Below are 23616 nucleotides of genomic sequence, written 5' to 3'. Positions count from 1 at the left end.
CGCCACGGAACCAGGGTAGAGGAAGGGGAGCACGGGTGGCTTCCAGCAGGGACCGGCAGCGCAAACTCGCGCGGGCCAAGCTCGACCGGCAGATGGCCCGGCGGGCCGCCCGGGTGCGTCGTCGCCGACAGATCCAGGCCGGGATCGGCGTCGCCGTCGTCCTCGTGCTGATCGTGCTCGGCTCGGCCTGGGGGCTGGGCGCCTTCGACCGCGACCCGGCCGAGAACTCCGCCGCCGAGGACGTCTGCCTCTGGACACCGCAGGACGCCACCGCGAACACCAACCTCAGAGACGTCGGCACGCCCGCCACCACCGGCCTGCCGACCGAGGGCGTCCGCACGATGACCGTCGTCACGAACCAGGGCGCCCCGGTCACCGCCGAGCTCGACGTCGCCAGCGCCCCCTGCGCGGTCGCGAGCATCACGCACCTGGCCGGCCGCTCCTTCTACGACAACACCAAGTGCCACGAGATCACGACCGAGGGCGCGGTGCGCTGCGGCGACCCGAGCGGCACGGGGCTGGGCGGCCCGGCGTACTCGTTCTACGACGAGAACGTCCCCGCCGCCGCTCCGTCCCCGTCGGCGAGCCCCGCGCCCGGCCAGCCCGCGACGTACCCGAAGGGCACGGTCGCGATGATCGGGTCCGCGCCGGGGGCGAACGGCAGCCAGTTCCTGGTCTTCTTCAAGGACTTCACCACCGCCGACCCGAAGTACCCGATCATCGGGCGGGTCACGTCCGGTCTGGAGACGATCGAGAAGATCGGCAAGCTGCCGACCGTGGACAATGGGAGCGGGGCGAAGGTCAAGCCCAAGGACGACGACGTGGTCGTCCAGAGCCTGACGGTCACCGAACCGGCGCCGAGCCCGGCGGCGACGCCGACGTCCACCGCGTCGGCCACCCCCAGCGCCGGCTGACGCGGCCGACCCACCAACCCGACACAGCTCAGGAGGATCAGGCGTGACGTCCACCAGAGAGCGGCAGCGCGCGGCGGCCCGCGCCCGGCTCGAGAAGGAGATGGCCGAACGGTCGGCCCGGGCGCGCCGGCGTCGGCAGACCCAGGCGATCGTCGGAGCGGGCGCCGCCCTGCTGCTGGTGGTCGCCGGCACCGTCTGGCTGGTGTCCGCGGTCGGCGACGACCCGACCACCGACACGGCCGCGCCGTCGGGCGCCGCCCAGTGCGCGTTCACCCCGATCGAGGCGGAGCAGCGCACCCCGCAGATCAAGGACGTCGGCCTGCCCGGCAACCAGCAGCCGAACACCGGCACCCAGACGATGACGATCGACACCAACCTGGGGCAGATCACCGCCAAGGTCGACCGGGCCCGGACGCCGTGCACCGCCGCGAGCTTCAACCACCTGGCCGAGAAGAACTTCTTCGACAACACCAAGTGCCACCGGCTGGTGACCGAGGGCATCAAGGTGCTCCAGTGCGGTGACCCGAGCGCGACCGGCAAGGGCTGGCGGGAGACCGACGGCACCGGCGGCCCGAGCTACCGGCTCGGCGAGGAGAACCTGCCCACGGACAAGCGGCCCCCGTACCCGGAGGGCGTCATCGCGATGGCGAACTCCGGCCAGCCGGGCAGCACCGGCAGCCAGTTCTTCATCGTCTACGGCGACTCGCCGCTGGACCCGAACTACACCGTGCTCGGAACCATCACCAGCGGCATGGACATCGTCAAGCAGGTGGCGGCGGCCGGCGACGACAAGGCGTTCGCCCAGCAGGCCGGCGGCGGTCATCCGAAGAAGGAGATCGTCATCAACAAGCTCACCATGAGCTGACTTCGCACGAACACGCAGGCGCCCGCCGGTCTCGGACCGGCGGGCGCTTCCGTGTCAGGCGCCGGAGGTCACCCGGTACGCGTCGAAGACGCCGTCGACCTTGCGGACGGCGGCCAGCAGGTGGCCCAGGTGCTTCGGGTCGGCCATCTCGAAGCTGAACCGGCTCACCGCCACCCGGTCCCGGGTGGTGGTGACGGTGGCGGAGAGGATGTTGACCCGCTCGTCGGAGAGCACCCGCGTCACGTCGGCCAGGAGCTTGTGCCGGTCGAGCGCCTCCACCTGGATGGCCACCAGGAACGTCGAGGCGCTGGTGAGTTTCCAGCTCACCTCGACGACCCGCTCGCTCTGCGCCCGCAGGTCCTCGGCGTTGGCGCAGTCGTCCCGGTGCACGCTCACCCCGCCGGAGCGGGTGACGAAGCCGAAGACCGTGTCCGGCGGCACCGGGGTGCAGCAGCGGGCCAGCTTGATCCAGACGTCGCTGACCCCGCGGACCACCACACCCGGGTCGGCACTGCTCTGCCGGCTGCGCGGCGGCCGGGTGGCGACGGCGGTCTCGGCGATGTCCTCCGCCGCGCCCTCCTCGCCGCCGTACGTGGCCATCAGCCTCTGCACCACGGACTGGGCGGAGACCTGGCTGTCGCCGACCGCGGCGTACAGGGAGGCCACGTCGGCCAGGTGCAGGTCCCGGGCGATCGCCATCAGCGCGTCCGAGGTGAGCATCCGCTGCAGGGGCATGCCCTGCTTGCGCATCGCCTTGACGATCGCGTCCTTGCCGGCCTCGATCGCCTCCTCGCGCCGCTCCTTGTTGAAGTACTGGCGGATCTTCGTCCGCGCCCGCGGGCTCTTGACGAAGCCCAGCCAGTCCTGGGTCGGGCCGGCGGTGTCGGACTTCGAGGTGAAGATCTCGATCACGTCGCCGTTGGACAGCGTCGATTCGAGGGGCACCAGCTTGCCGTTGACCCGGGCGCCGATGCACTTGTGCCCGACCTCGGTGTGCACCGCGTACGCGAAGTCCACCGGCGTCGACCCGGTCGGCAGCGGGATGACGTCACCCTTCGGGGTGAAGACGTACACCTCCTGGCTGGACAGGTCGAAGCGCAGCGCGTCGAGGAACTCGCTCGGGTCGGCCGCCTCCCGCTGCCAGTCCAGCAGCTGCCGCAGCCACGTCATCTCGTCGATGTGCGCCGGCGGCCCGACGATCTGCGTGCCCTTGTGCTCCTTGTACTTCCAGTGCGCGGCGATGCCGAACTCGGCGGTGCGGTGCATCGCGTACGTGCGGATCTGCATCTCGACCGGCTTGCCGGTCGGCCCGATGACCGTCGTGTGCAACGACTGGTACATGTTGAACTTGGGCATGGCGATGTAGTCCTTGAACCGGCCCGGCACCGGCTGCCAGTTGGCGTGGATCACGCCCAGCGCCGCGTAGCAGTCCCGCACCGTGTCGACCAGGATCCGCACGCCGACCAGGTCGTAGATGTCGTTGAAGTCGCGACCCCGCACGATCATCTTCTGGTAGATCGAGTAGAGGTGCTTCGGCCGGCCGGTGACCTCCGCCTTGATCTTGGCGGCCTTCAGGTCGGTGCCCACCTTCTGGGTGACCTGCCGCAGCAGCGCCTCCCGCTGCGGCTGGTGCTCCCCGATCAGGCGGTTGATCTCCTCGTACCGCTTGGGGAACAGGGTGCCGAACGCCAGGTCCTCCAGCTCCCACTTGATCGTGTTCATACCGAGGCGGTGGGCCAGCGGGGCGAGGATCTCCAGCGTCTCCTTGGCCTTCTGCTCCTGCTTGGGACGGGGCAGGAAGGTCAGGGTCCGCATGTTGTGCAGCCGGTCGGCGAGCTTGATCACCAGGACGCGCGGGTCCTTGGCCATGGCGACGACCATCTTGCGGATCGTCTCCGCCTTGGCCGCGTCGCCCAGCTTGACCTTGTCGAGCTTCGTGACGCCGTCGACCAGCAGCGCCACCTCGCCGCCGAAGTCGGCGCGCATCTGGTCGAGCGTGTACTCCGTGTCCTCGATGGTGTCGTGCAGCAGCGCCGCCACCAGGGTCGTGCTGTCCATCCCCAGGTTGGCGAGGATCGTCGCCACCGCGAGGGGATGGGTGATGTACGGGTCACCGGACTTGCGGTACTGGCCGGAGTGCCATCGGGCGGCCGTGTCGAAGGCGCGCTGGAGCAGCCGCGCGTCGGCCTTCGGGTGGTTTTCCCGGTGGGTGGCGATCAGCGGCTCCAGCACCTCGCTGACCTGCGAGGACTGCCAAGGGGCGTTGAACCGGGCCAGGCGCGCCCGGACCCGCCGCCCGGTGGGCGCGTTGGACAGGGCGAACCCACCGCTCGGGGAGGTGTCGGGCGAGGCGCCCCGGATCGGGACGACGACCCCCTCGCTCCCGGCGGTCGCGCCGGGGCGGATGGCGTCCGTCGCGCCGGGGGCGTCGCCGGGACCGGTCACCCGGGCGTCACCGTTCCGGTCGGTCACCGAGCCGTCGCCTGTCGGGTGCACCGTGCCCTCCACCGGAGGGGCGACATCGTGGGACACCGGCCTCCTCACCGCTCGCCGGAAATGCGCCGGCCGTGCGGCCGACGTCGCGTTCAACCGGCCGCCGGGCCGGTCTTGTTCCCCGCCGGCTCCGGGCCGGCGCCCACCGGACGGTCACCCGTCCGGTCAGCAAAGGGCAATGCTACCCGCACGCACGGTGCCCCGCCGCTCCGCCGGACGGACCGCCCCGGGTCCGTCCGACGGCTGTGGTGCTCAAACGGTCAACAGGGCATGGACCGGACGCGGGGCGAGCCGCTGCCGGCCACCGAGGAAGCCCAGCTCCAGCAGCACCGTGAAACCGGCAACCGTGCCGCCGGCCCGCTCGACCAGGTCGAGGGTGGCCTCGGCGGTCCCGCCGGTGGCGAGCACGTCGTCGACCACCAGCACCCGGTGCCCGGCGGTGAACGCGTCCTGGTGGACCTCCAGGGTGGCCTCGCCGTACTCCAGTTCGTAGGAGGCCGAGTACGCGGGGCGGGGCAGCTTGCCCGCCTTGCGCACCGGCACCACGCCGACGCCGGCCGCGTACGCGATGGCCGCCGCGATCACGAACCCGCGCGCCTCGATCCCGACCACCGCGTCGAACGAGTCCCGCCCGTGGTGGCGGATGATCCCGTCGATCACCTCCCGGAACACGTCACCGTCGGCGAAGAGCGGCATCAGGTCCTTGAACACGACGCCCGGCTTCGGGAACTCGGGCACGTCGAGCACCCGGCTGGCCACCAGCTGGGCGACCTCCCGGCCGCTGTCTCCCCGTACCCCGGTGCTGTGGGTCTCCGTCACGGCAGTTTCCGTTCCCTTCGACGACGACGGCGTCCTCCCTGCTGCTCGCACAGCATGAAGGACGCCGTCGGACCGGTCTGCGCCGGGTCAGCGCCGCTTGCCACCCGGACGGTTGCCACCGCCGCCGGCGGGACGACCGCCCCGGGCGCCGGACGGCCGCTTGCCCGCCGGACGCGCGCCCACCTTCGGTGCGGCGCCGGCCATCGCCGCCGCCTCCGGGTCGGCCGCCGCCTCGGTGCTCTCCACCGACCGGGGTGCGCCCTTCGGGGTGACCTCGCCGCGCTCGATCGCCGCCCGGCGGGCCAGGACGCGCTTGTTGTGCGCCTGGATCCGCGGCTCCATGTTCTTCAGCAGCACGAGCAGCGGGGTGGCCAGCGTGATCGAGGAGAAGAACGCCACCGCCATACCGACGAACAGCACCAGGCCGAGGTCCTTCAGGGTGCCCGCGCCGAGCAGGCCGGCACCGATGAAGAGCAGGCCACCGACCGGGAGCAGGGCCACGATGGACGTGTTCAGCGACCGCATCAGGCTCTGGTTGATCGCCAGGTTGGCCGCCTCGCCGTACGTCTGGTTGTTGTTCGCGGTGATGCCCCGGGTGTTCTCCTGGACCTTGTCGAAGACCACCACGACGTCGTAGAGCGCGAAGCCCAGGATCGTGAGGAAGCCGATCACGGTCGACGGGGTGACCTCGAAGCCGACCAGCGAGTAGATGCCGGCGGTGAGGATCAGGTTCATGACCAGGGAGGAGACGGCGGCGACCGCCATCCGCCACTCGAAGCGCAGGATCAGGTACACCATCACCAGCGCCACGAAGATCACCAGACCGAGCAGCGCGCGCTGGGTTACCTGGCTGCCCCACGCCTCGCTGACCTGCGTGTAGCTGATGTCGCCGGTCGGGATGCCGAACTCGGCGGCCAGCTCCGCGGTGACGGCCGTCGCCTGCTCCGGCGAGAGCTGCGAGGTGCGCATCTCGTAGACGGTGGTGCCGGTGCCGCCCACCTCCTGGGCGGTGACCACCTCGGCACCGCCGCCCTCGGCGGCGAGCGCCGCGTCGACCTTCTCCTCGGCCTGCTCCAGGGTGCCGACGCTGGCCGGGATCTGGAACGAGTTGCCGCCGGCGAACTCGATACCCAGGTCGAACCGGAGCAGCCCGAAGCTCAGCACCGAGATGAGGATCAGGGCCGCGGCGACGCCGAACCACAGCTTGCGCCGCCCGATGATGTTGAGCCCGGCCTCACCACGGTAGAGGCGGCTTGCGAGACCTTCACGAGCCATCTCAGGCCTCCTTCGCGCGCGGGTTGCGCGGCTTGGCCGGCTCGGCGCTCCGCGCCGGGAGCGCCCGGCCGAGACCGCTGACCCGTGGGGACAGGAACGCCCGGGTACGGGCGAACATCGTCATGATCGGGTGCCGGAAGAGGAACACCACCACCAGGTCGAGCACCGTGGCGAGGCCGAGCGCGAAGGCGAAGCCCTTCACCGCGCCCACCGAGACGATGTAGAGCACCACCGCCGACATGAGGGTGATCGCGTTGGCCGAGATGATCGTCCGGCGGGCCCGGATCCACGCCCGCGACACCGCGCTGCGTGGGCTGCGCCCCTCCCGGATCTCGTCCTTGAGGCGCTCGAAGTAGATGACGAACGAGTCCGCCGCCACACCGAGTGAGACGATCATGCCGGCGATGCCGGCGAGGGTGAGGGTGAACCCGATCTGCCGGCCGAGCACCACCAGCGCGCCGAAGACCAGCAGCGCCGACAGCACCAGGCTCAGGAAGATGACCGAGCCGAGCAGCCGGTAGTAGAAGAACGAGTAGATGATGACCAGCAGCATGCCGATGCCGGCCGCGAGCAGACCGGCCCGCAGGTGGCTGGCGCCCAGCGTGGCGGTGACGTTCTGCTGCTCGGCGGCCTCGAAGGTCACCGGCAGCGCGCCGTAGCGCAGCGTGCTGGCCAGGTCGCTCGCGTCCCGCTGGGTGAAGTTGCCGGTGATCTGGGAGTTGCCGGTCAGCACACCCTGGATCTCGGGCGAGGAGACCACGTCGTTGTCGAGCACGACCGCCACCCGGCACTTGCCGCTGTCACCGAGCGCGGAGGCGTCGCAGGCCTGGCCCTCGTTGTTGAAGGACTCGCGGGTCAGGTTCGTCCACTTCTCCTGGCCGGGGCCGGTGAAGTCGAGGCTGACCACCCACTGGTTGGTCTGGTCGAGCACCGCGTTGGCGTCGTCCACGTCGGTGCCGAGCACCTTGGCCTCGTCGAGCAGGTACTTGACGGCACCGTCCTCGCAGGCGACGACCTGCTGGTCCGGCGGCGAGATCGACGCCGGCGGGCGGGCGTCGAGCTGAGCACAGGTGATCTGCGGGACGTTGAACTGCATCTGCGCCGGCAGCGCCGCGACCTCGCGCGGGGTCAGCGACGCGAACGGCTTGAGCTTCTCCGCCAGCGACGGGTCGGCGCTCAGGTCGGCCGGAGCCTGCAGGCCGCTGGCGGCGGCCCAGGCGGCTGCACCGACCTTCTTCTCGACCGCCTTGCGCTGCTCCTCGACGCTCGCCGGGACGGGCGCGGCGCTGCCGCTCGGCGACGGCGCGGCGGCGCTCGGGGTGGCCGACGCGGTCGCCGACGGGGTGGCGCTGGCACTCGGCGCCGGGGCACCGCCGCCCTGGCCGCCGCTCGGCGACGGGGTCGCCTTCACGCTGGACGACGGGGTCGGCGTGGCGCTGCCCGTGGGGGCGGGCGAGGCGGTGCCGGAGGGGGTGGCGGTCGGGCTGGGAGCCGGGGCGGCGGCCGCACCGCTGCCGTCGGCGACCTTGAGCACCTTGCGGAAGCGCAGTTCGGCCGCGCTGCCGACCTCGGTCAGGTCCCGGTTCTCACCGGGCAGGGAGATCACGATGTTCCGGTCGCCCTCGGTGACCACCTCGGCCTCGGCGACACCGAACGCGTTCACCCGGCTCTCGATGATCTGCCGGGCCTCCTCGAGGTTCTCCGCGGTCGGCGGCTGCCCGTTTGCCGTGTTCGTCGCCTCGAGCGTGAGCCGGGTGCCGCCGACGAGGTCCAGGCCGAGCTTCGGCTCGAGCCGGTCCTTCCAGCTGCCGCTGGCGCCGGCCCCGAAGAACACCAGAAGGTAGAGGACGACGAAGATGAACCCGAGCACGGCCAGCTGCCGTCCGGGGCGCATCTGTCCCTGAGGTGGTGCCACGGCTGTCCTGTCTCCCTGTTGGGTCACGCCGCCGCTGCGGGCGGCGGGTGTCGGCCGGCCCTCCCGGCCGACGAGCTGCCCGGGCCGGTACGGGCGACCGGCACACGGGTTGCGGCAGCACGCGCCGGCCCCGGGCGTACCGGCGCCGCGCGCCGACCCGACTATCCACTTGTCACGTCGCGAGCGCCGCCCCGGTGTTCACCGGGGCGGGCGACGGGTCACTCCTTGACGACGTCCGCGTCGTCGGCGGCCGACTCGGCCGGATTCTCCGCCTTGGTGACGACCCGCGCGATCGCGGGGCGGGCGTAGCGGGTCTGCACGCCGGGGGCGACCTCGAGCAGGACGCTGTCGTCCTCGACGGCGGTGACGGTGCCGTAGAGGCCGCCGATGGTGACGACCTCGTCGCCCGGGCCGAGCGAGGACTGCATGGCCTCAGCTTCGCGGCGCCGCTTCTGCTGCGGACGGATCATCATGAAGTACATGACGCCGAACAGCAGGGCGATCATGAGGATGGGCGTGAAGCCGCCGGCGCCGCCGGCCGATTGTGCGTAAAGCACGGTGGTAGACCTTCCCATTGGCCTCCGCCGGCACGAGGGGCGCCGGAGCGGAGGCGGATTCTCACGTCCTGTACAGACCGCGGCGAAGTCTAATCCCTGCGCCTGGGAACGCCGAATGCGGTGCAGATCACGTTCGCATCACGGCTGTTCGGGCTCCACGGAGAACAGATCGGGCACGGGAGGGGTATCCGTGCCGAATATACCATTTGGCGGCGTACGCCCCAGGTGCCGCCAGGCGGCCTCGGTGGCGACCCGGCCGCGGGGCGTCCGGGCGAGCAGGCCGGCCCGCACCAGGAACGGCTCGCACACCTCCTCCACCGTGTCCGGCTGCTCCCCCACCGCGACGGCGAGGGTCGACAGCCCCACCGGGCCACCCCGGAACGAGTCGACCAGCGCGGTGAGCACCGCCCGGTCCAGCCGGTCCAGCCCGAGCGCGTCCACGTCGTACACGGTCAGGGCCGCCCGGGCGGTCTCCAGGGTGACCACGCCCTCGGCCCGGACCTCGGCGAAGTCCCGGACCCGGCGCAGCAGCCGGTTGGCGATCCGCGGGGTGCCCCGCGACCGGCCGGCGATCTCGGCGGCGCCGTCGTCGGTGATCGGCACGCCGAGGATCCGCGCCGAGCGGTGCAGCAACGCCTCCAGGTCCGCCGGGGCGTAGAAGTCCAGGTGCGCGACGAAGCCGAACCGGTCCCGCATCGGGCCGGTGAGCAGGCCGGACCGGGTGGTCGCGCCGACCAGCGTGAACGGTTCCACGTCCAGCGGGATGGCGGTCGCGCCGGGCCCCTTGCCGACCACGACGTCGACCCGGAAGTCCTCCATCGCGGAGTAGAGCAGCTCCTCCGCCGGGCGGGCGATCCGGTGGATCTCGTCGATGAACAGCACGTCGCCCTCGGCGAGGCTGGTCAGGATCGCGGCCAGGTCGCCGGAGCGCTCGATCGCCGGGCCGCTGGTCACCCGGATGCCGGTGCCCAGCTCGGCGGCGACGATGTTGGCGAGGCTGGTCTTACCCAAGCCAGGCGGCCCCGAGAGGAGGATGTGGTCCGGCGGGCTGCCGCGCCGCATCGCGCCCTGGAGCAGCAGGTCGAGCTGGTCGCGGACCCGGTCCTGGGCGATGAAGTCGGCCAGCCGCTTCGGCCGGACGCTGGCCTCCGCGTCCCGTTCCGCGTCGCTGACGTACGCCGAGACCAGATTGTCCCCGCTCACCGGGTGCGGCCCAGCAGTCGGATGGCCTGCTTGAGCAGGACCGGCACCGGCGGCACGTCCCCGTCGAGCGTCTCCGCCACCGCGGCGACCGCCTGGTCGGCCTGACCGGCCGTCCACCCGAGACCGACGAGGGCCTGCCGGACCTGCTCGGGCCAGGCGCCGGTGGTGACGCCGGCCGCGCCCTCGACGCCCACCGGAACCGGGCCGACCCGGTCGCGCAGCTCCAGGACCAGCCGCTCGGCGCCCTTCTTGCCGATGCCCGGCACGCGGGTCAGCGCGGCGGTGTCGGCGTTGGCGATGGCCTTGCGGACCGCGTCCGGGGTGTGCACGGCGAGCACCGCCTGGGCGAGCCGGGGGCCGACCCCGCTCGCGGTCTGGAGGAGCTCGAACAGGGTCTTCGCGTCGTCGTCGGCGAAGCCGTAGAGGGTCAGCGAATCCTCGCGGACGACCAGGCTGGTGGCGAGCCGGGCCGGCTGGCCGACCCGCAGCTCGGCGATGGTGCCCGGGGCGCACTGCACCGCCAGGCCCACCCCGCCCACCTCGATCACGGCGTGGTCGGGACCGGTCGCGGTCACCACGCCCCGGACGCTGGCGATCATCGGGCTCCTCCTCGTCGTACCCGGTCGGCCGCGGCGGCCAGCTTCGAGCGGGTGCCGCCGCGCCACACGTGACAGATGGCCAGCGCGAGGGCGTCGGCGGCGTCGGCCGGGCGGGGCGGCTCGGGCAGCCGCAGCAGCCGGGTCACCATGGCGGTCATCTGGGCCTTGTCGGCCTGACCGGAACCCGTCACCGCCGCCTTCACCTCGCTCGGCGTGTACGTCTGCACCGGCAGCCCGGCCCGCGCCCCGGCGAGGACCGCGATCCCGCTGGCCTGCGCGGTGCCCATCACCGTGCGGACGTTGTGCTGGCTGAACACGCGCTCGACGGCGACGCTGTCCGGCCGGTGCTCGGCCACCAGGTCGGTGAGCGACCGGTCCAGGTGCAGCAGCCGCACCGGCAGCTCGTCGGCCGGGTCGGTGTGGACGACGTAGTAGGCGACCAGCGTGCAGGGCCGCCCGGGCACGCCCTCGACCACGCCGACCCCGCAGCGGGTCAGGCCCGGGTCGATGCCGAGCACGCGCACGCCGCCTCCTCCCCGACCGCCAGCAGTACGTGTGTTCGACACCATACCGATGCCGCCGCCGCACCGCGCCACGGGACACGCCGCGCCCCCGACCGGACAGGGCGGACGTCAGCGGCGGGTCGGGTCGACCTCGATCGTCACCGTCACCGGGTCGCCGTCGTCCTTGCCGGCCCGGATCCGGGCGGGCACCGGGAGCAGCCAGCCGGCCTTCCGGTCCCGCCAGACGCTCGTCGACCAGGTGCGGCCGTCGACGGTGGCGGTCACCGGGACCCGCCCGAACGGCCCCGCCGTGCCGGGCGCGTGCCGCGACGGCACCGGGGCGAACACCCACCCGCCGGCGCCCGACCACCGCACCAGCGTCGCCTCGAAGGTCTCGTCGACTCGCTCCACCACCGCCCCCGTCCGCCGCCCCGCACACCGACGCGGCGAGCCTCCCAGCACCCTGCGACATCCGGCCGGACGCGCAGCGATCATGGACCGGGGCGGTGTGCCGCCGCGACGACAGCGTGGTGGACAGGCCAGCACGCGGGATGTCGCGCCCGACCACACACAGTCCGGGTCGAGTATGTGTCGCCGCGCCATGTGCGCCCGGCCACACAGCTCGTAGTTTCTTGCGCCATGACGGCAGAACCCGTGGCGGTCCCCCACGTCGTACACGTCGACCTCGCAGGTCGTACCGCCCTGGTGACCGGGGGCGGCAGTGGCATCGGGCGGGCGTGTGCCCTTCGGCTCGGCGCGGCCGGTGCCAAGGTCCTGGTGGTGGACCGCAACGTGGAGGCGGCCAAGTCGGTCGCCGCCGAGGCCGGCGGGCGCGCCGAGGGCATCGACCTGGCCGACCCGGTGGCGGTGGAGCGGCTCGACGCCGACATCGACATCGTCGTGAACAACGCCGGCCTCCAGCACGTCGCGCCGGTGCAGGAGTTCTCCGTCGAACGCTTCGAGTACCTGCACCGGGTGATGGTGGAGGCGCCGTTCCTGATCATCCGGCGGGCGCTGCCGCACATGTACGCCAAGGGCTGGGGCCGGGTCGTCAACATCTCCTCCGTGCACGGGCTGCGCGCCTCGCCGTACAAGGCGGCGTACGTGTCGGCGAAGCACGCCCTGGAGGGCCTGTCGAAGGTGGTCGCGCTGGAGGGCGCCCCGCACGGCGTCACCGCCAACTGCATCAATCCCGCGTACGTGCGTACGGCGCTGGTGGAGAGCCAGATCGCCGACCAGGCGGCCACCCACGGCATCCCGGAAGCGGAGGTCGTCGAGCGGATCATGCTGGCCCGGGCGGCGATCAAGCGGCTGATCGAGCCGGAGGAGGTCGCCGAGCTGGTCGCGTACCTGTGCTCCCCACCGGCGGCCTTCATCACCGGCGCGTCGATCGCCCTCGACGGGGGCTGGACGGCCAACTAGTGGCCTCGCGCACAATGTCGCTCATGTCGTCGCCGGTGGAGTTCCTGGAGCTGCTCGCGCGGGAGGCGGCCGCGGTCGAGTTCGAGGGCCCGCTGGTCGCCGCGCGCGCCGCCGGCCTGCCCGCCGACCGGCTGGCGGAGCTGGAGCAGGCGAAGACGGTGGCGCTGCGGGTACGCGCGCTGCTGGAGCGCCGGCGCCGCCGGGAGATTGAGCTCTCCGGCCTGTACGACACGGCCAGCGACCTGGCGGGGCTGCGCGACCTGGACGACGTGCTGCGGGCGATCGTGCACCGGGCCCGGATCCTGCTCGGCACCGACGTGGCGTACATGACGCTCAACGACGAGGAGCACGGCGACACGTACATGCGGGTCACCGACGGCTCGATCTCGGCGCGGTTCCAGCGGCTGCGGCTGCCGATGGGGGCCGGCCTGGGCGGGCTGGTGGCCCAGAGCGGCACCCCGTACGCCACCGCGAACTACCCCGAGGACGAGCGGTTCCACCACACCGGGGAGATCGACGCCGGGGTGGGCGAGGAGGGCCTGGTGGCGATCCTCGGGGTGCCGCTGCGGCTCGGATCGACCTCGATCGGCGTGCTCTACGCGGCCAACCGCTCGGCCCGGCCGTTCGCCCGGGAGGAGGTCGCGCTCCTGGTCTCCCTCGCCGCGCACGCCGCGGTCGCGATCGACACGGCCCGGCTGCTCGCCGAGACCCGCTCCGCGCTGGAGGAGCTCTCGGCGGCCAACACCACCATCCGCGCACACAGCACCTCGGTGGAGCGGGCGGCGGCCGCGCACGACCGGATGACCGCCCTCGTGCTGCGCGGCGGCGGCGTCGAGGACGTGGCCGCCGCCGTCACGGAGGTCCTCGGCGGCGCCCTGCTCGCGCTGGACGCCGAGGGCCGGCTGCTGGCCCGGGTGGGTGAGATCGAAGAGCCGGACCGGGCCGACATGGTGGAGGCGGTGGCGGCGTCGCGTACGGAGGGGCGCAGCGTCCGACGTGGTCCCCTCTGGTACGCGGCGGTGGTCGCCGGCGCGGAGAACCTGGGCGCGCTGGTGCTGCGTCCGGACGGCGAGCTGGTCGACGCCGACCAGCGGATCCTGGAGCGGGCGTCCCTGGTGACCGCGCTGCTGCTGCTGTTCCGGCGGACGGTCGCCGAGGCGGAGGGACGGGTCCGGGGCGAGCTGCTCGACGACCTGATCGCCCGCCCGCTGCGGGACACCGACGCCCTGCGCAGCCGGGCGCGCCGTCTCGGCGTGGACCTGGACGCCCCGCACGTGCTGGTGGCGGTCGGCGACGACGCGATCGCCGCGACCGGCTCGGCCCGGCAGCGGGTGCTCTCCTGGGCCACCACGTACGCGTCCACCCGGGGTGGTCTGGCGGCGGCGCGCGACGGGCGGGTGGTGCTGATGCTGCCCGGCAAGGACGCGGGCGGCGCCGCCCGCGCGGTGGCGCGCGACCTGTCCCGGGTGACCGGGCGGCCGGTGACCGCCGGGGCGAGCGGCCCGTCCACCGGCCCGGCCTCGCTGGCCGGCAGTTTCCAGGAGGCCGCCCGCTGCCTGACCGCCCTGGGTGCGCTCGGCCGGGCCGGGCAGGGCGCCAGCACCGAGGAGCTGGGCTTCGTCGGGCTGCTGCTGGGCGCGGTCGGCGACGGCGGTGACAAGGACGTGGCCCGGTTCCTGGACGCCACGGTGGGTGCGGTGGTCGACTACGACGCCCGCCGGGGCACCGCGCTGGTCAAGACGCTGGAGGCGTACTTCGGGGTGGGCGGCAGCCTGGCCCGGGCGGCCGAGCAGCTGCACGTGCACGTCAACACCGTCACCCAGCGCCTGGAGCGGGTGGGCCAGCTGCTCGGCGCGGACTGGCAGCGGCCGGAGCGCGCCCTGGAGGTCCAGCTCGCGCTGCGGCTGCACCGCCTGCGCCACCCGGCCGGCTGACGACGGCGGCCGCGCCGGTCAGCGGGCGCGGATGCCCTCCAGGACACCGTCGACGACCTTTTCCGGCAGGGTCGCCTCGTCGAGGTCCGGGTGCCAGCGCAACAACCGCTGGACCAGCATCGGCCCGGTGAGCATCGCCAGGGTGACCTCGATGTCGAGGTCGGCGCGCAGCTCCCCGGTGTGCGTTCCACGTCGTAGCACCTCCCGCATCAGCGCCCGGCGCGGCTCGATGATGTTCTGGTAGAGCTCGTACTGCTCCGGGCTCCGGTTCACCGCGGGAACCAGGCAGGGCATGATCCGCGCGGCTCGGGGGTCGACGTTGTGCCCGACCGCGCCGAGCAGCAGCATCAGGTCCTCGCGGACCGAACGGCCGGAGAGCTCGGGCTGACCGCCCTTGAGCGTCCGCAGCGCGTCGCGCAGCAGCGCGTCCTTGCCCGGCCAGCGGCGATAGATCGTGGCCTTGCCGACCCCGGCCCGGGCCGCGATGGCCTCGACGGAGATCGCCTCGATCGTGTTGCCTTCGGCGAGCAGGTCCAGCGTGGCGTCGATGATCGCCTCGTCCGCGCGGATGCTCCGCGGTCGCCCGGGCGACCGCGGAGCATCGGCGGTGGAGGTCATGGCGGACATTCTCCCCGAACCTAGGCCGCCCCGGCCAACTCGGGTTCGCCGGCCGGCAGCACCGCGGGCGTCTCCGTGCGGCCGGGCATCCAGCGCAGCACCACCAGGATGCCGACCGCGGCGACCACCGCGGCGAGCGCCGCCGCCCAGTGCATGGCCGAGACGAAGGCGTCGTTGGCCACCGCGATCAGCTGCGGCGCCGCCGGGCCGAGCTGGCCGGCCGCGGCGTACGCCCCGGAGATCGACTCACCGGCCGCGTCCCGCGCGCCGTCGGGAAGGTCCCCGAGGGCGGTGGCGACGTCGGCCCGGTAGGCCGCGGAGAGGACCGAACCGAGCACCGCCACGCCGAGCGCGCCCGCCACCTGGCGGACGGTGTTGCTCACGGCGGAGCCGACTCCGGCCTTCTCCCGAGGCAGCGCCGACATGATCGACTCGGTGGCCGGCGGCATGATGTTCGCCATTCCGGTGCCCTGGAGGAAGAAGAAGACCAGCACCACCCAGATCGGGGTGGTCTCGTCGACGAACGCGAAGGCACCCAGCGCCAGCACGGTCAGCGCCAGCCCCACCGCCGAGACGGCCTTGCCGCCGTAGCGGTGGACCATCGCCGCGCTGCGCGGGGCGAAGAACAGCTGGGCCGCCGCGAAGGGCAGGAAGAGCAGGCCGGTCTCCAGTGGGCTGTAGCCGCGGACCAGTTGCAGGTAGAAGGAACTGAAGAACATGACGCCCATCGCGGCGAAGAAGACCAGCCCGACCACCGCGACCGGCGCGGCGAAGCGCGGCACGCGGAACAGGCGGACGTCCAGCGAGGGGTGGTCGCTGCGCCGCTCGTACGCGACGAACCAGGCCAGCACCGCCAGGCCGGCGAGGATGGCGGTCCAGACCAGCGGGCGGTCGAAGCCGTGCTCGCCGCCGTCGATGATGCCGTAGGTCAGGGCGACCAGGCCGACCACCGAGAGCAGCACGCCGAGCACGTCGACGCGCCCCGGTCTCGGGTCCCGGGACTCGGGCACCAGCAGCGCCACCAGGACCACGCCGAGCGCCACCACGGGCACGTTGATCAGGAAGACCGAACCCCACCAGTAGTGCTCCAGCAGCGCGCCGCCGAGGACCGGCCCGATCGCCACCGCCAGGCCGACCGCCCCGGCCCACACGCCGATGGCCCGGCCCCGCTCCCGGGGGTCGAACACGTTGGAGATGATCGAGAGGGTCACCGGCATGATGGCCGCGCCGCCGACCCCCATCAGGGCGCGGGCCGCGATCAGCTGGGCCGGGCTCTGCGCGTACGCCGACAGCAGCGACGCGAGCCCGAAGAGCACCAGCCCGATCAGCAGGAAGCGCCGCCGGCCGGCGCGGTCGCCGAGCACGCCGAAGGTGAAGAGCAGCCCGGCGAAGACGAGCGTGTAGGAGTTGATCGACCATTCCAGCTCGCCCTGGGTGGCGCCGAGCCCGTGCACCGGGTCGGCGAGCGTACGCAGTGCGACGTTCAGGATGGTGTTGTCGAGGACGACCACGAGCAGGCTGATCACCAGCACGCCGAGGATCGCCCACCTCCTCGGGTGTCCGGTGTTCTCGTGTGGTGGCATCTGCGGCTCCCCCGGCTCCCGTTTCCGATACGGGTCAGACTCGTAACTGGGCTCAGCCTAGGCGCCGGATTAACGATACGGAACCGGTCCGTTTCTATTGTGACGGCGGTCACCGACTCGCGCCCGCGAGACAGGCGGCGACCGCGGCGGGGAGGGAGCCGAGGCGGGTCGCCGGGGCGGTGCGCGGCTCGATCCAGCCGGGTCCGGCGCCGTACACCGCCACCGAGGGAAAGTCCCGGGCGAAGCGCACCAGCCGGTACGCGCGGCCGGTGACCGGCGTCTGCGACCAGACCACGACGGTGCGCGGGCGGGCCCGGCGCACGGCGCCGGAGAGAGCGGACCAGGGCAGGGCCGCGCCGAGCAGCAGCGGGCCGTGGTCCCGTTCCCGCAGGGCGGCGGCGAGCGCGTGCAGGCCCAGGCAGTGGGCCTCCTGCTCGGCGCCGGCCAGCAGCACGCCGCCGGCGGAGAGCGGCCGGACACGGTCGCGGCGGAAGACGTCGAGGCCGACCCGTACCCCCTCGGACAGGGCGTGTTCGACGGCGATCTCGCCGCCGGTGTGGCCGGGAAGCGCGGCGAGCATCGGCACGCAGACCTGCTCCCACAGCGCCGCGACACCCCACTCCTGCGCCAGGTCGGTGACGAGCGCGGCGACGCGGTTGCCCGCCAGGTCCTCGGCGGCAGACGCAAGGCGCTTGCGTGCGATCTCCACCGCCTCGGCCGGCATCGGAGCGGTCAACACCAGACATACCCCCGGGTAGACGGTTGCTACCCGGGGGTTCGTCGGGAGAGCGCGGTCCGGATGCGCCCTACGCGGGATTCACTTGCGGCGGGATGTCCACCAGCGCAGGGCCAGCGCCGACGCGGTGCCCCAGATGCCGCGCCGGAACAGCAGCACGACGAGGACGAAGATGCCGCCGGTCACCAGCCCGATCGCCTCGAACCCGGAGAACGACAGCCAGTCCTCCAGGCGGACCACGATGCCCGCCCCGAGCACACCGCCCCAGAGGGTGCCGATGCCGCCGAGCACCACCACGATCACCGCCTTGCCGGAGGTGGTCCAGTGCAGGACCTCCAGCGACACGAAGCGGTGGCCGACGGCGAACAGGCCGCCGCCGAGGCCGGCGATGAAGCCGGAGAGCACGAACACGGTCAGCTTGTAGCGGTGCACCGGATAGCCGAGCGCGCGGGCCCGGGCCGGGTTGTCCCGGATGCCGACCAGCACCCGACCGAACGGCGAGTGCACGACCCGCCAGGCGCCCGCCAGGCCGAGCAGCACGATCGGCAGGATCGCGTAGTAGAAGTAGTAGTCGTCGGACAGGTCCAGCCCGAACAGTTCCCGCGGCACGCCCTGCAGGCCGTTCTCGCCCTGGGTCACCGAACGCCACTCGTTGGCGACGTAGTAGACCATCTGGGCGAACGCCAGGGTGACCATGGCGAAGTAGATGCCGGTACGCTTGACCGCCAGGTACCCGATCGGAACGGCGAGGACCGCGGCGGCGAGCGCCCCGGCGAGCACGGCCACCGGGAACGGCAGGCCGGCGTGGATCGCCACCAGGCCGGTCACGTACGCCGACGCCCCCCAGAACGCGGCGTGCCCGAAGGACATCAGCCCGGTGAAGCCGAGCAGCAGGTCCACCGCGACGGCGAACAGCGCCCAGCAGAGGATGTCCACCGCGACCGCCGGGTAGAGACTGTTGGGCAGCCAGAGCGCCACCACCAGGGCCACCGCGAGCAGCGCGTACCGGACCCAGCCGGGAGCGCGGGCGACGGTGACCAGCCCGGACGGTACGGCCGGACGGGAGGCGTCCGCCTTGGTGTCCACGGTGCTCGTCATGCCGGTGCCTCCTCACGGCCGAACAGCCCGGCCGGACGCCAGAGCAGCACGGCGGCCATCACGATGAAGACGATCGTCTGGGACACGATCGGGAAGGCGGACAGGTACGCCTCACCCCACGCCTGCACCAGGCCGATGCCGAAGCCGGCGGCGACCGAGCCGAAGATCGAGCCCAGCCCACCGATCACCACCACGGCGAAGACCACGATGATGAGGTCCGCGCCCATCAGCGGGTTGACTGCCCGCATCGGCGCGGCCAGCACGCCGGCCAGCCCGGCGAGCCCGATCCCGAAGCCGAACACCGGGGTGACCCAGCGCCCGACGTTGATGCCGAACGCGCGGGTCAGCTCCGGCCGCTCGGTCGACGCGCGGACCACCATGCCGACCCGGGTACGGGTCAGCGCCCACCACACGCCGACGCAGACCGCCACGGCGAACCCGAGGATGAACACCCGGTACGTCGGGAAGTCGAAGAGCCCGAAGTCGACCGACCCGCTCAACGCGGACGGGGTCTCGTACGGGCTGGACTGCACGCCGTACCGGAGCTTCACCAGGTCCTGGAGGATCAGCGTGAGGCCGAAGGTGAGCAGGAAGTTGTAGAGCGGGTCGAGCCGGGTGAGCCGGTGGATGAAGGCCCGTTCGAGGGCCATGCCGAGCAGCGCGAGCCCCAGCGGCATGATCACCAACGCCGCCCAGAACGGCACGCCCGCCTCGCTCAGCAACACGTACGCGCCGAACGCGCCGAGCATGTAGAACGCGCCGTGGGCGAAGTTGACCACCCGGAGCATGCCGAAGATGACCGCGAGCCCGAGGGCGAGCAGGGCGTAGAACGCCCCGCTCACCAACCCGTTGAACGTGTTCTGGAGAAAACCGGTCACAGCTTGCAGTCCGGGGACGGGGTGCGGAACGCCTCCGCGGCCGGGATGGTCTTCAGGATCTTCACGTAGTCCCACGGCTCGGTGACCTCGGACTGCGGCTTCACCTGGGCCAGGTACGCGTCGTGGATCACCCGGTGGTCCTCGGCGCGGATCTTGCCGTTGCGCAGGAAGACGTCGTTGACCTCCTTGCCCTCCAGCTCCTTGACCACCGTGTCGGCGTCGTCGGTGCCGGCGGCCTGCACGGCCTCCAGGTACTGCATGGCGGCGGAGTAGTTGGCCGCGTGCGCGAACGACGGCCGGGTGCCGGTCTCCTTCTGGAACCGGTCGGCGAACTCGCGGTTCTGCTGGTCGAAGTTCCAGTACCAGGCGTCGGTGTACGTGGTGCCGGCCAGCGCCGCCGGGGTGAGCGAGTGGATGTCGGTGATGAACATCAGCCCGACGGCCAGCCCGACGCCCTTGTCCCGGAGCTTGAACTCGTTGTACTGCTTGACCACGTTGACCAGCTCCGCGCCGGCCTGCATGGTGCCGAGCACGTCCGGCTTCGGGTTCAGCGTCGGCGCCTTGAGCAGGAAGGTGGAGAAGTCGCCGCTGGTGTTCGGGAACGGCGCGCCGTCCTTGCCGACGACCTTGCCGCCGGCGGCGGTGATCGCCGTGGAGAAGCTCTTCTCCATGTCCTGGCCGAAGGCGTAGTTCGGGTAGAGGATGTACCAGTTCTTGCCGACCTGCTCGGTCGTGGTCTTCCCGGTGCCGTTGGCCAGCATGTACGTGTCGTACGCGTAGTGGAACGTGTACTTGTTGCAGCTCTTGCCGGTCAGGTCGGTGGTCGCCGCGCCAATGTTGAAGTAGAGCTTCTTCTTCGCCTTGGCCACGTCGGCCACCCGCAGCGCCGCCGACGAGGTGGGCACGTCGAGGATGATGTCGGCGCCCTGCCGGTCGTACATCTCCTGGGCCTTGCTGTTGGCCACGTCCGGCTTGTTCTGGTGGTCGGCGGTCTCCACGGTGATGTCCTTCGCGACCGCCTTGTCGCCGTGCTTGGCCTTGAAGTCGGCGATGGCCATCTCCACGGCCTTGACCGAGTTCTTGCCGGACAGCTCCGAGTACGCGCCGGACTGGTCGTTGAGCACGCCCAGCACGATCTTGCCCCCGGTCAGCTTCTCGTCGCCGCCCGACTGGGGACCACCGCCGCCGCAGCCGGCGACCACCATCATCGCGGCCGCCGACGCGGCGGCCACACCCACCGTCCTACGCATGCTCATCCCTTTCGTCCGCGCGGCGCGCGGGGTCGGTCGTCGGTAGAGAAATCAGATGCCGAGGTACGACAGCAGTTCGCGTTCCCGCGACCGCACCTCGGAGTTGTCCATCGCCTCCGCGATGCGCCCCTCGGCCAGCAGGTAGTGCCGGTCGGCGACGCCGATGGCGAAGTGCAGGTTCTGCTCGACCAGCAGCACGGTCACGCCGTGCTTCTTGGCCTCGCGCAGGAGGTCGCCGACCTGCTGCACGAGCAGCGGCGAGAGCCCCTCGGTCGGTTCGTCGCAGAGCAGCAGCCGGGCGCCCATCCGCAGCACCCGGGCCAGCGCCAGCATCTGCTGCTCGCCACCGGAGAGCATGGTGGCGGCCGAGTCGCGCCGCTCGTACAGGGCCGGGAACGCCTCGTACACCCGCTCCAACGACCACGGGTCGGGCCCCACCGTCGGCGGCAGCGTCAGGTTCTCCGTCACCGTCAGCGTGGCGTAGCTGCCCCGGTCGTCCGGCACCCAGCCCAGCCCGAGCCGCGCCCGCTTGTACGCCGGCAGCCTGCCGACGTCCTTCCCGTCCAGCTCGACGGTCCCCCGTTGACCGCCGTGCAGGCCCATCACGCAGCGCAGCAACGTGGACTTGCCGGCGCCGTTGCGGCCGACCAGCGTCACCACCTCGCCGGCCTGCACCTCCAGGCCGACCTCCCGCAGCACCTGCGCCTCGCCGTACCAGGCGGACAGGTTCTCAATGCGCAGCATCAGCGGCTCCCAGGTAGGCGGTGATCACGCGCTCGTCGGTGCGGACCTGCTCGTACGGGCCCTCGACCAGGACCTTCCCGGCCTGAAGGACGGTGACGGTGTCGGCCAGCCGCCCGACGACGCTCATGTTGTGCTCGACCATGACGACGGTCCGGCCCTGCCGGACCCGGCCGATCAGGTCGACGGTGCGATCGACGTCCTCCAGGCCCATGCCGGCGGTCGGCTCGTCCAGCAGCAGCACCTTCGGGTCGAGGGCGAGGGCGATCGCGAGCTCCAGCGCCCGCTTGCGCCCGTACGCCAGGGCCTCGGCGGGCGCCTCGGCCAGGTCGGCGAGCCCGACCATGTCCAGCAGTTCGGCGGCCCGGTCGGTGTAGCGCCGCATGAGCTTCGCCGATCGCCAGAACCGCCAGCCCAGCCCGCTCCGGCTCTGCAACGCCAGCTCGACGTGCTCGCGTGCGGACAGCTGCGGGAAGAGGCTGGTGATCTGGAACGAGCGCGCCACGCCGAGGCGGGCGACCTGCTCCGGGGCCAGCCCGGTGATGTCCCGGCCGTCCAGCTCGATCCGCCCGCCGCTGGGCGCGAGGAACCCGGTGAGCAGGTTGAACAGGGTCGTCTTACCGGCGCCGTTCGGGCCGACCAGCGCGTGCACGCTGTCCGGTGCCACGTCGAGGTCGACACCGTCGACCGCCCGGAAACCCCGGAAGTCGCGGGTCAGCCCGCGAGCCGACAGGAGCGCTTGCCCGGCCATCGCCACATCCTCCGCAGTTCTGGCGCGACGTCCGGTTCGGTGACCGTGGTCACAGGGCCGTCGCGTGCAGGAAACCTACGGCCGGGCCGCCGAACGCAGCCATGTTGACGGCCCACATAATCCCCGGCCCGGAACCGGGCCCGACAGCCACCTCGACCGCCGGCCGGGTCATCGAGGACGGTGACTGTGTGCGCTCCCGGCCGTGCCGGCGTGGGCCGCCCACACCCCACGCCGGCAACCCGTCACGACGTGCCCGCGGTGCATGGACGCAGCGTGCACGACGTGCCCGCGGCGCGAGGGCGCAGCGCGCCGGGCGTGCCGGCGGCCCTGGACGCTACGTGGCGGCCGGGGTGGTCACCCCGCGAGGGCGTCGAGGGCCAGATCGACGTCGTCCGTCGTGGAGTACAGGTGGAAGGACGCCCGGACCCGGCCGGCCCGGACCGCCGCCCGCACACCGGCCCGTTCCAGCTGCTCCTGCGCGCCCGGCACCTCCACGGTGACGATCGCGCTGTCGCCCGGCGGCCGGCCCAGGCCGGCGAGGAACCGGTTGGCCAGCGCCACGTCGTGGGCGTGCACCGCCGGCAGCCCGATCTCCGCCAGCAGCTCCAGGGCCGGGGCGGCGCCGACCCAGCTGAACCAGGCCGGGGAGATGTCGAAACGCCGAGCGTCGTCGGCCAGCCGCAGCGGCGGCCCGTAGTAGGCGGCGTGCGGGTCGGCACCGGCGTACCAGCAGGCGGCGTCGGGGCGCATCCGGTCGCGCAGCTCCGGCGCGTAGTACGCCAGGGCCACGCCACGCGGGGCCATCAGCCATTTGTACGCGGCGACCACCACCGCGTCGGCCCGGGAGGCGTCGAACGGGAGCCAGCCGCAGGCCTGGGTGGCGTCGACCGCCACGAGGGCGCCGTGCGCGCGGGCGGCGGCCACGATCTCCTCGTACGGGGCCACCGTCCCGTCGGACGACTGCACCAGGCTGAACGCGACGAGGTCGATGTCGGCGTCGATCGCGTCGACGAGACCGGCCAGCGGGACCGTGCGGACGCGGACCCCGCGCTGCTCCTGCACCAGCCAGGGGAAGAGGTTGGAGGTGAACTCGACCTCGGGGACCACCACGGTCGCGCCCGCCGGCATCGCCGCCGCCACGGGCGCCACCAGCTGCGACGCGGTGCTGCCGACCGTCACGTCCGCGACGGCCACCCCGACCAGCCGGGCGAACGCGGCGCGGGTCCGTGACGTGGCGATGTCCCAGCTCTCCCACGCCATCCGCCCGACCCGCCAGCCGGCCAGCGCCTCCTGCAACGCCTCCCACGCCGGGTCCGGCGGCAATCCGTAGGTGGCCGTGTTCAACCAGCCGGGCTGGGGCTGCCAGAGCTGCTGCGCCTTCTCGATCTCCACCTCACCGACGCTAACCGGGCGGTGCCGGCCCGAGGAGGACCAATCACGCGCTGCTGGCCCGCGCCGGGGT

At 72.5% G+C, this 23616-nt stretch carries 22 protein-coding genes; 4 read left to right on the top strand and 18 right to left on the bottom strand.

All coding sequences use genetic code 11. The annotated features are described in order from the left end of the window. Positions 1-35: 35 nt before the first annotated feature. Positions 36-914: a peptidylprolyl isomerase gene (locus AB0873_RS24905; RefSeq protein WP_366602532.1), complete on the top strand. Its 879-nt coding sequence runs from the start codon at positions 36-38 to the stop codon at positions 912-914. A 100-nt stretch (positions 915-1014) separates the two neighbouring features. Next, a complete protein-coding gene (locus tag AB0873_RS24900) occupies positions 1015-1779 on the top strand; it encodes a peptidylprolyl isomerase (protein ID WP_155334300.1) in 765 nt (254 codons plus the stop codon). 54 nt (positions 1780-1833) lie between these two features. On the opposite strand, the gene AB0873_RS24895 is transcribed toward AB0873_RS24900, so the two are convergent. The 9 genes from AB0873_RS24895 to AB0873_RS24855 form a co-directional block, all read right to left on the bottom strand. Beyond that, a complete protein-coding gene (locus AB0873_RS24895) occupies positions 1834-4287 on the bottom strand; it encodes a bifunctional (p)ppGpp synthetase/guanosine-3',5'-bis(diphosphate) 3'-pyrophosphohydrolase (protein ID WP_196255945.1) in 2454 nt (817 codons plus the stop codon). A 237-nt stretch (positions 4288-4524) separates the two neighbouring features. Then, positions 4525-5091 carry an adenine phosphoribosyltransferase gene (locus tag AB0873_RS24890; protein WP_155332777.1) on the bottom strand — a complete coding sequence of 189 codons (567 nt, stop codon included), beginning with the start codon at positions 5089-5091 and terminating at the stop codon, positions 4525-4527. A gap of 87 nt (positions 5092-5178) precedes the next feature. Beyond that, positions 5179-6366, bottom strand: coding sequence for a protein translocase subunit SecF (gene secF / locus AB0873_RS24885; protein ID WP_155332778.1), 1188 nt, complete (start codon positions 6364-6366; stop codon positions 5179-5181). A 1-nt stretch (position 6367) separates the two neighbouring features. Continuing rightward, the gene (gene secD, locus AB0873_RS24880) at positions 6368-8281 is read right to left on the bottom strand and encodes a protein translocase subunit SecD (protein ID WP_366602530.1); all 1914 of its coding nucleotides are present in this window, start codon (positions 8279-8281) and stop codon (positions 6368-6370) included. 218 nt (positions 8282-8499) lie between these two features. After that, positions 8500-8838, bottom strand: a complete 339-nt coding sequence (gene yajC / locus AB0873_RS24875) for a preprotein translocase subunit YajC (RefSeq protein ID WP_366602529.1) — start codon at positions 8836-8838, stop codon at positions 8500-8502. A 138-nt stretch (positions 8839-8976) separates the two neighbouring features. Then, entirely contained in the window at positions 8977-10041 is a 1065-nt protein-coding gene (gene ruvB, locus AB0873_RS24870; protein WP_366602527.1) for a Holliday junction branch migration DNA helicase RuvB, read from the bottom strand. Beyond that, entirely contained in the window at positions 10038-10640 is a 603-nt protein-coding gene (ruvA, locus tag AB0873_RS24865) for a Holliday junction branch migration protein RuvA (RefSeq protein WP_366602526.1), read from the bottom strand. The genes ruvB and ruvA overlap by 4 nt, the downstream gene beginning before the upstream one ends. Continuing rightward, positions 10637-11164 (bottom strand): crossover junction endodeoxyribonuclease RuvC, encoded by a 528-nt coding sequence (gene ruvC / locus AB0873_RS24860; protein WP_366602524.1) that lies wholly within the window; start codon positions 11162-11164, stop codon positions 10637-10639. The genes ruvA and ruvC overlap by 4 nt, the downstream gene beginning before the upstream one ends. Before the next feature lie 108 nt (positions 11165-11272). Beyond that, the gene (locus AB0873_RS24855; protein WP_196255692.1) at positions 11273-11557 is read right to left on the bottom strand and encodes a DUF1905 domain-containing protein; all 285 of its coding nucleotides are present in this window, start codon (positions 11555-11557) and stop codon (positions 11273-11275) included. Between the two features lie 225 nt (positions 11558-11782). Here AB0873_RS24855 and AB0873_RS24850 point away from each other — a divergent pair, with 225 nt between their 5' ends. Together AB0873_RS24850 and AB0873_RS24845 are read left to right on the top strand one after the other, a co-directional pair. After that, positions 11783-12565 (top strand): 3-hydroxybutyrate dehydrogenase, encoded by a 783-nt coding sequence (locus AB0873_RS24850; protein WP_155332785.1) that lies wholly within the window; start codon positions 11783-11785, stop codon positions 12563-12565. A gap of 14 nt (positions 12566-12579) precedes the next feature. Further along, on the top strand, positions 12580-14499 hold the full coding sequence (locus tag AB0873_RS24845; RefSeq protein WP_155332786.1) for a helix-turn-helix domain-containing protein: 1920 nt from the start codon (positions 12580-12582) through the stop codon (positions 14497-14499). 18 nt (positions 14500-14517) lie between these two features. On the opposite strand, the gene AB0873_RS24840 is transcribed toward AB0873_RS24845, so the two are convergent. The 9 genes from AB0873_RS24840 to AB0873_RS24800 all read right to left on the bottom strand — a co-directional run bounded on the left by AB0873_RS24840 (position 14518) and on the right by AB0873_RS24800 (position 23546). Continuing rightward, a complete protein-coding gene (locus tag AB0873_RS24840; protein ID WP_366602523.1) occupies positions 14518-15126 on the bottom strand; it encodes a TetR/AcrR family transcriptional regulator in 609 nt (202 codons plus the stop codon). Positions 15127-15137: 11 nt separating this feature from the next. Then, positions 15138-16700 (bottom strand): MFS transporter, encoded by a 1563-nt coding sequence (locus AB0873_RS24835; protein WP_155332788.1) that lies wholly within the window; start codon positions 16698-16700, stop codon positions 15138-15140. A gap of 109 nt (positions 16701-16809) precedes the next feature. Then, a complete protein-coding gene (locus tag AB0873_RS24830; RefSeq protein WP_366602521.1) occupies positions 16810-17439 on the bottom strand; it encodes a transcriptional regulator in 630 nt (209 codons plus the stop codon). A 78-nt stretch (positions 17440-17517) separates the two neighbouring features. After that, a complete protein-coding gene (locus tag AB0873_RS24825; RefSeq protein ID WP_366602520.1) occupies positions 17518-18534 on the bottom strand; it encodes a branched-chain amino acid ABC transporter permease in 1017 nt (338 codons plus the stop codon). After that, complete coding sequence (locus tag AB0873_RS24820; RefSeq protein ID WP_366602518.1) at positions 18531-19412, bottom strand: branched-chain amino acid ABC transporter permease; 882 nt, start codon at positions 19410-19412, stop codon at positions 18531-18533. The genes AB0873_RS24825 and AB0873_RS24820 overlap by 4 nt, the downstream gene beginning before the upstream one ends. Beyond that, on the bottom strand, positions 19409-20668 hold the full coding sequence (locus tag AB0873_RS24815; protein ID WP_155332791.1) for an ABC transporter substrate-binding protein: 1260 nt from the start codon (positions 20666-20668) through the stop codon (positions 19409-19411). The genes AB0873_RS24820 and AB0873_RS24815 overlap by 4 nt, the downstream gene beginning before the upstream one ends. A 45-nt stretch (positions 20669-20713) precedes the next feature. After that, complete coding sequence (locus AB0873_RS24810) at positions 20714-21406, bottom strand: ABC transporter ATP-binding protein (RefSeq protein ID WP_366602516.1); 693 nt, start codon at positions 21404-21406, stop codon at positions 20714-20716. Further along, positions 21393-22154 (bottom strand): ABC transporter ATP-binding protein, encoded by a 762-nt coding sequence (locus tag AB0873_RS24805; RefSeq protein WP_155332793.1) that lies wholly within the window; start codon positions 22152-22154, stop codon positions 21393-21395. Before AB0873_RS24805 ends, AB0873_RS24810 begins: the two co-directional genes overlap by 14 nt. 354 nt (positions 22155-22508) lie before the next feature. Beyond that, the gene (locus tag AB0873_RS24800) at positions 22509-23546 is read right to left on the bottom strand and encodes an aminotransferase class V-fold PLP-dependent enzyme (RefSeq protein ID WP_366602514.1); all 1038 of its coding nucleotides are present in this window, start codon (positions 23544-23546) and stop codon (positions 22509-22511) included. Between the last annotated feature and the right edge of the window lie 70 nt (positions 23547-23616).

This window comes from Micromonospora sp. NPDC047707 (genome assembly GCF_040704235.1).
Classification (GTDB): domain Bacteria; phylum Actinomycetota; class Actinomycetes; order Mycobacteriales; family Micromonosporaceae; genus Micromonospora.
The sequence above is the reverse complement of the archived record's forward strand: the minus strand, read 5'-3'. Positions and strand labels throughout refer to the sequence as shown.

Coding starts and splice junctions, on each gene's coding strand:
- AB0873_RS24900 (WP_155334300.1), top strand. CDS start 1,015: ATGGCCGAACGGTCGGCCCGGGCGCGCCGGCGTCGGCAGACCCAGGCG.
- secF (WP_155332778.1), bottom strand. CDS start 6,366: ATGGCTCGTGAAGGTCTCGCAAGCCGCCTCTACCGTGGTGAGGCCGGG.
- ruvA (WP_366602526.1), bottom strand. CDS start 10,640: ATGATCGCCAGCGTCCGGGGCGTGGTGACCGCGACCGGTCCCGACCAC.
- AB0873_RS24850 (WP_155332785.1), top strand. CDS start 11,783: ATGACGGCAGAACCCGTGGCGGTCCCCCACGTCGTACACGTCGACCTC.
- AB0873_RS24845 (WP_155332786.1), top strand. CDS start 12,580: ATGTCGCTCATGTCGTCGCCGGTGGAGTTCCTGGAGCTGCTCGCGCGG.
- AB0873_RS24840 (WP_366602523.1), bottom strand. CDS start 15,126: ATGTCCGCCATGACCTCCACCGCCGATGCTCCGCGGTCGCCCGGGCGA.
- AB0873_RS24835 (WP_155332788.1), bottom strand. CDS start 16,700: ATGCCACCACACGAGAACACCGGACACCCGAGGAGGTGGGCGATCCTC.
- AB0873_RS24825 (WP_366602520.1), bottom strand. CDS start 18,534: ATGACGAGCACCGTGGACACCAAGGCGGACGCCTCCCGTCCGGCCGTA.
- AB0873_RS24815 (WP_155332791.1), bottom strand. CDS start 20,668: ATGAGCATGCGTAGGACGGTGGGTGTGGCCGCCGCGTCGGCGGCCGCG.
- AB0873_RS24810 (WP_366602516.1), bottom strand. CDS start 21,406: ATGCTGCGCATTGAGAACCTGTCCGCCTGGTACGGCGAGGCGCAGGTG.
- AB0873_RS24805 (WP_155332793.1), bottom strand. CDS start 22,154: ATGGCCGGGCAAGCGCTCCTGTCGGCTCGCGGGCTGACCCGCGACTTC.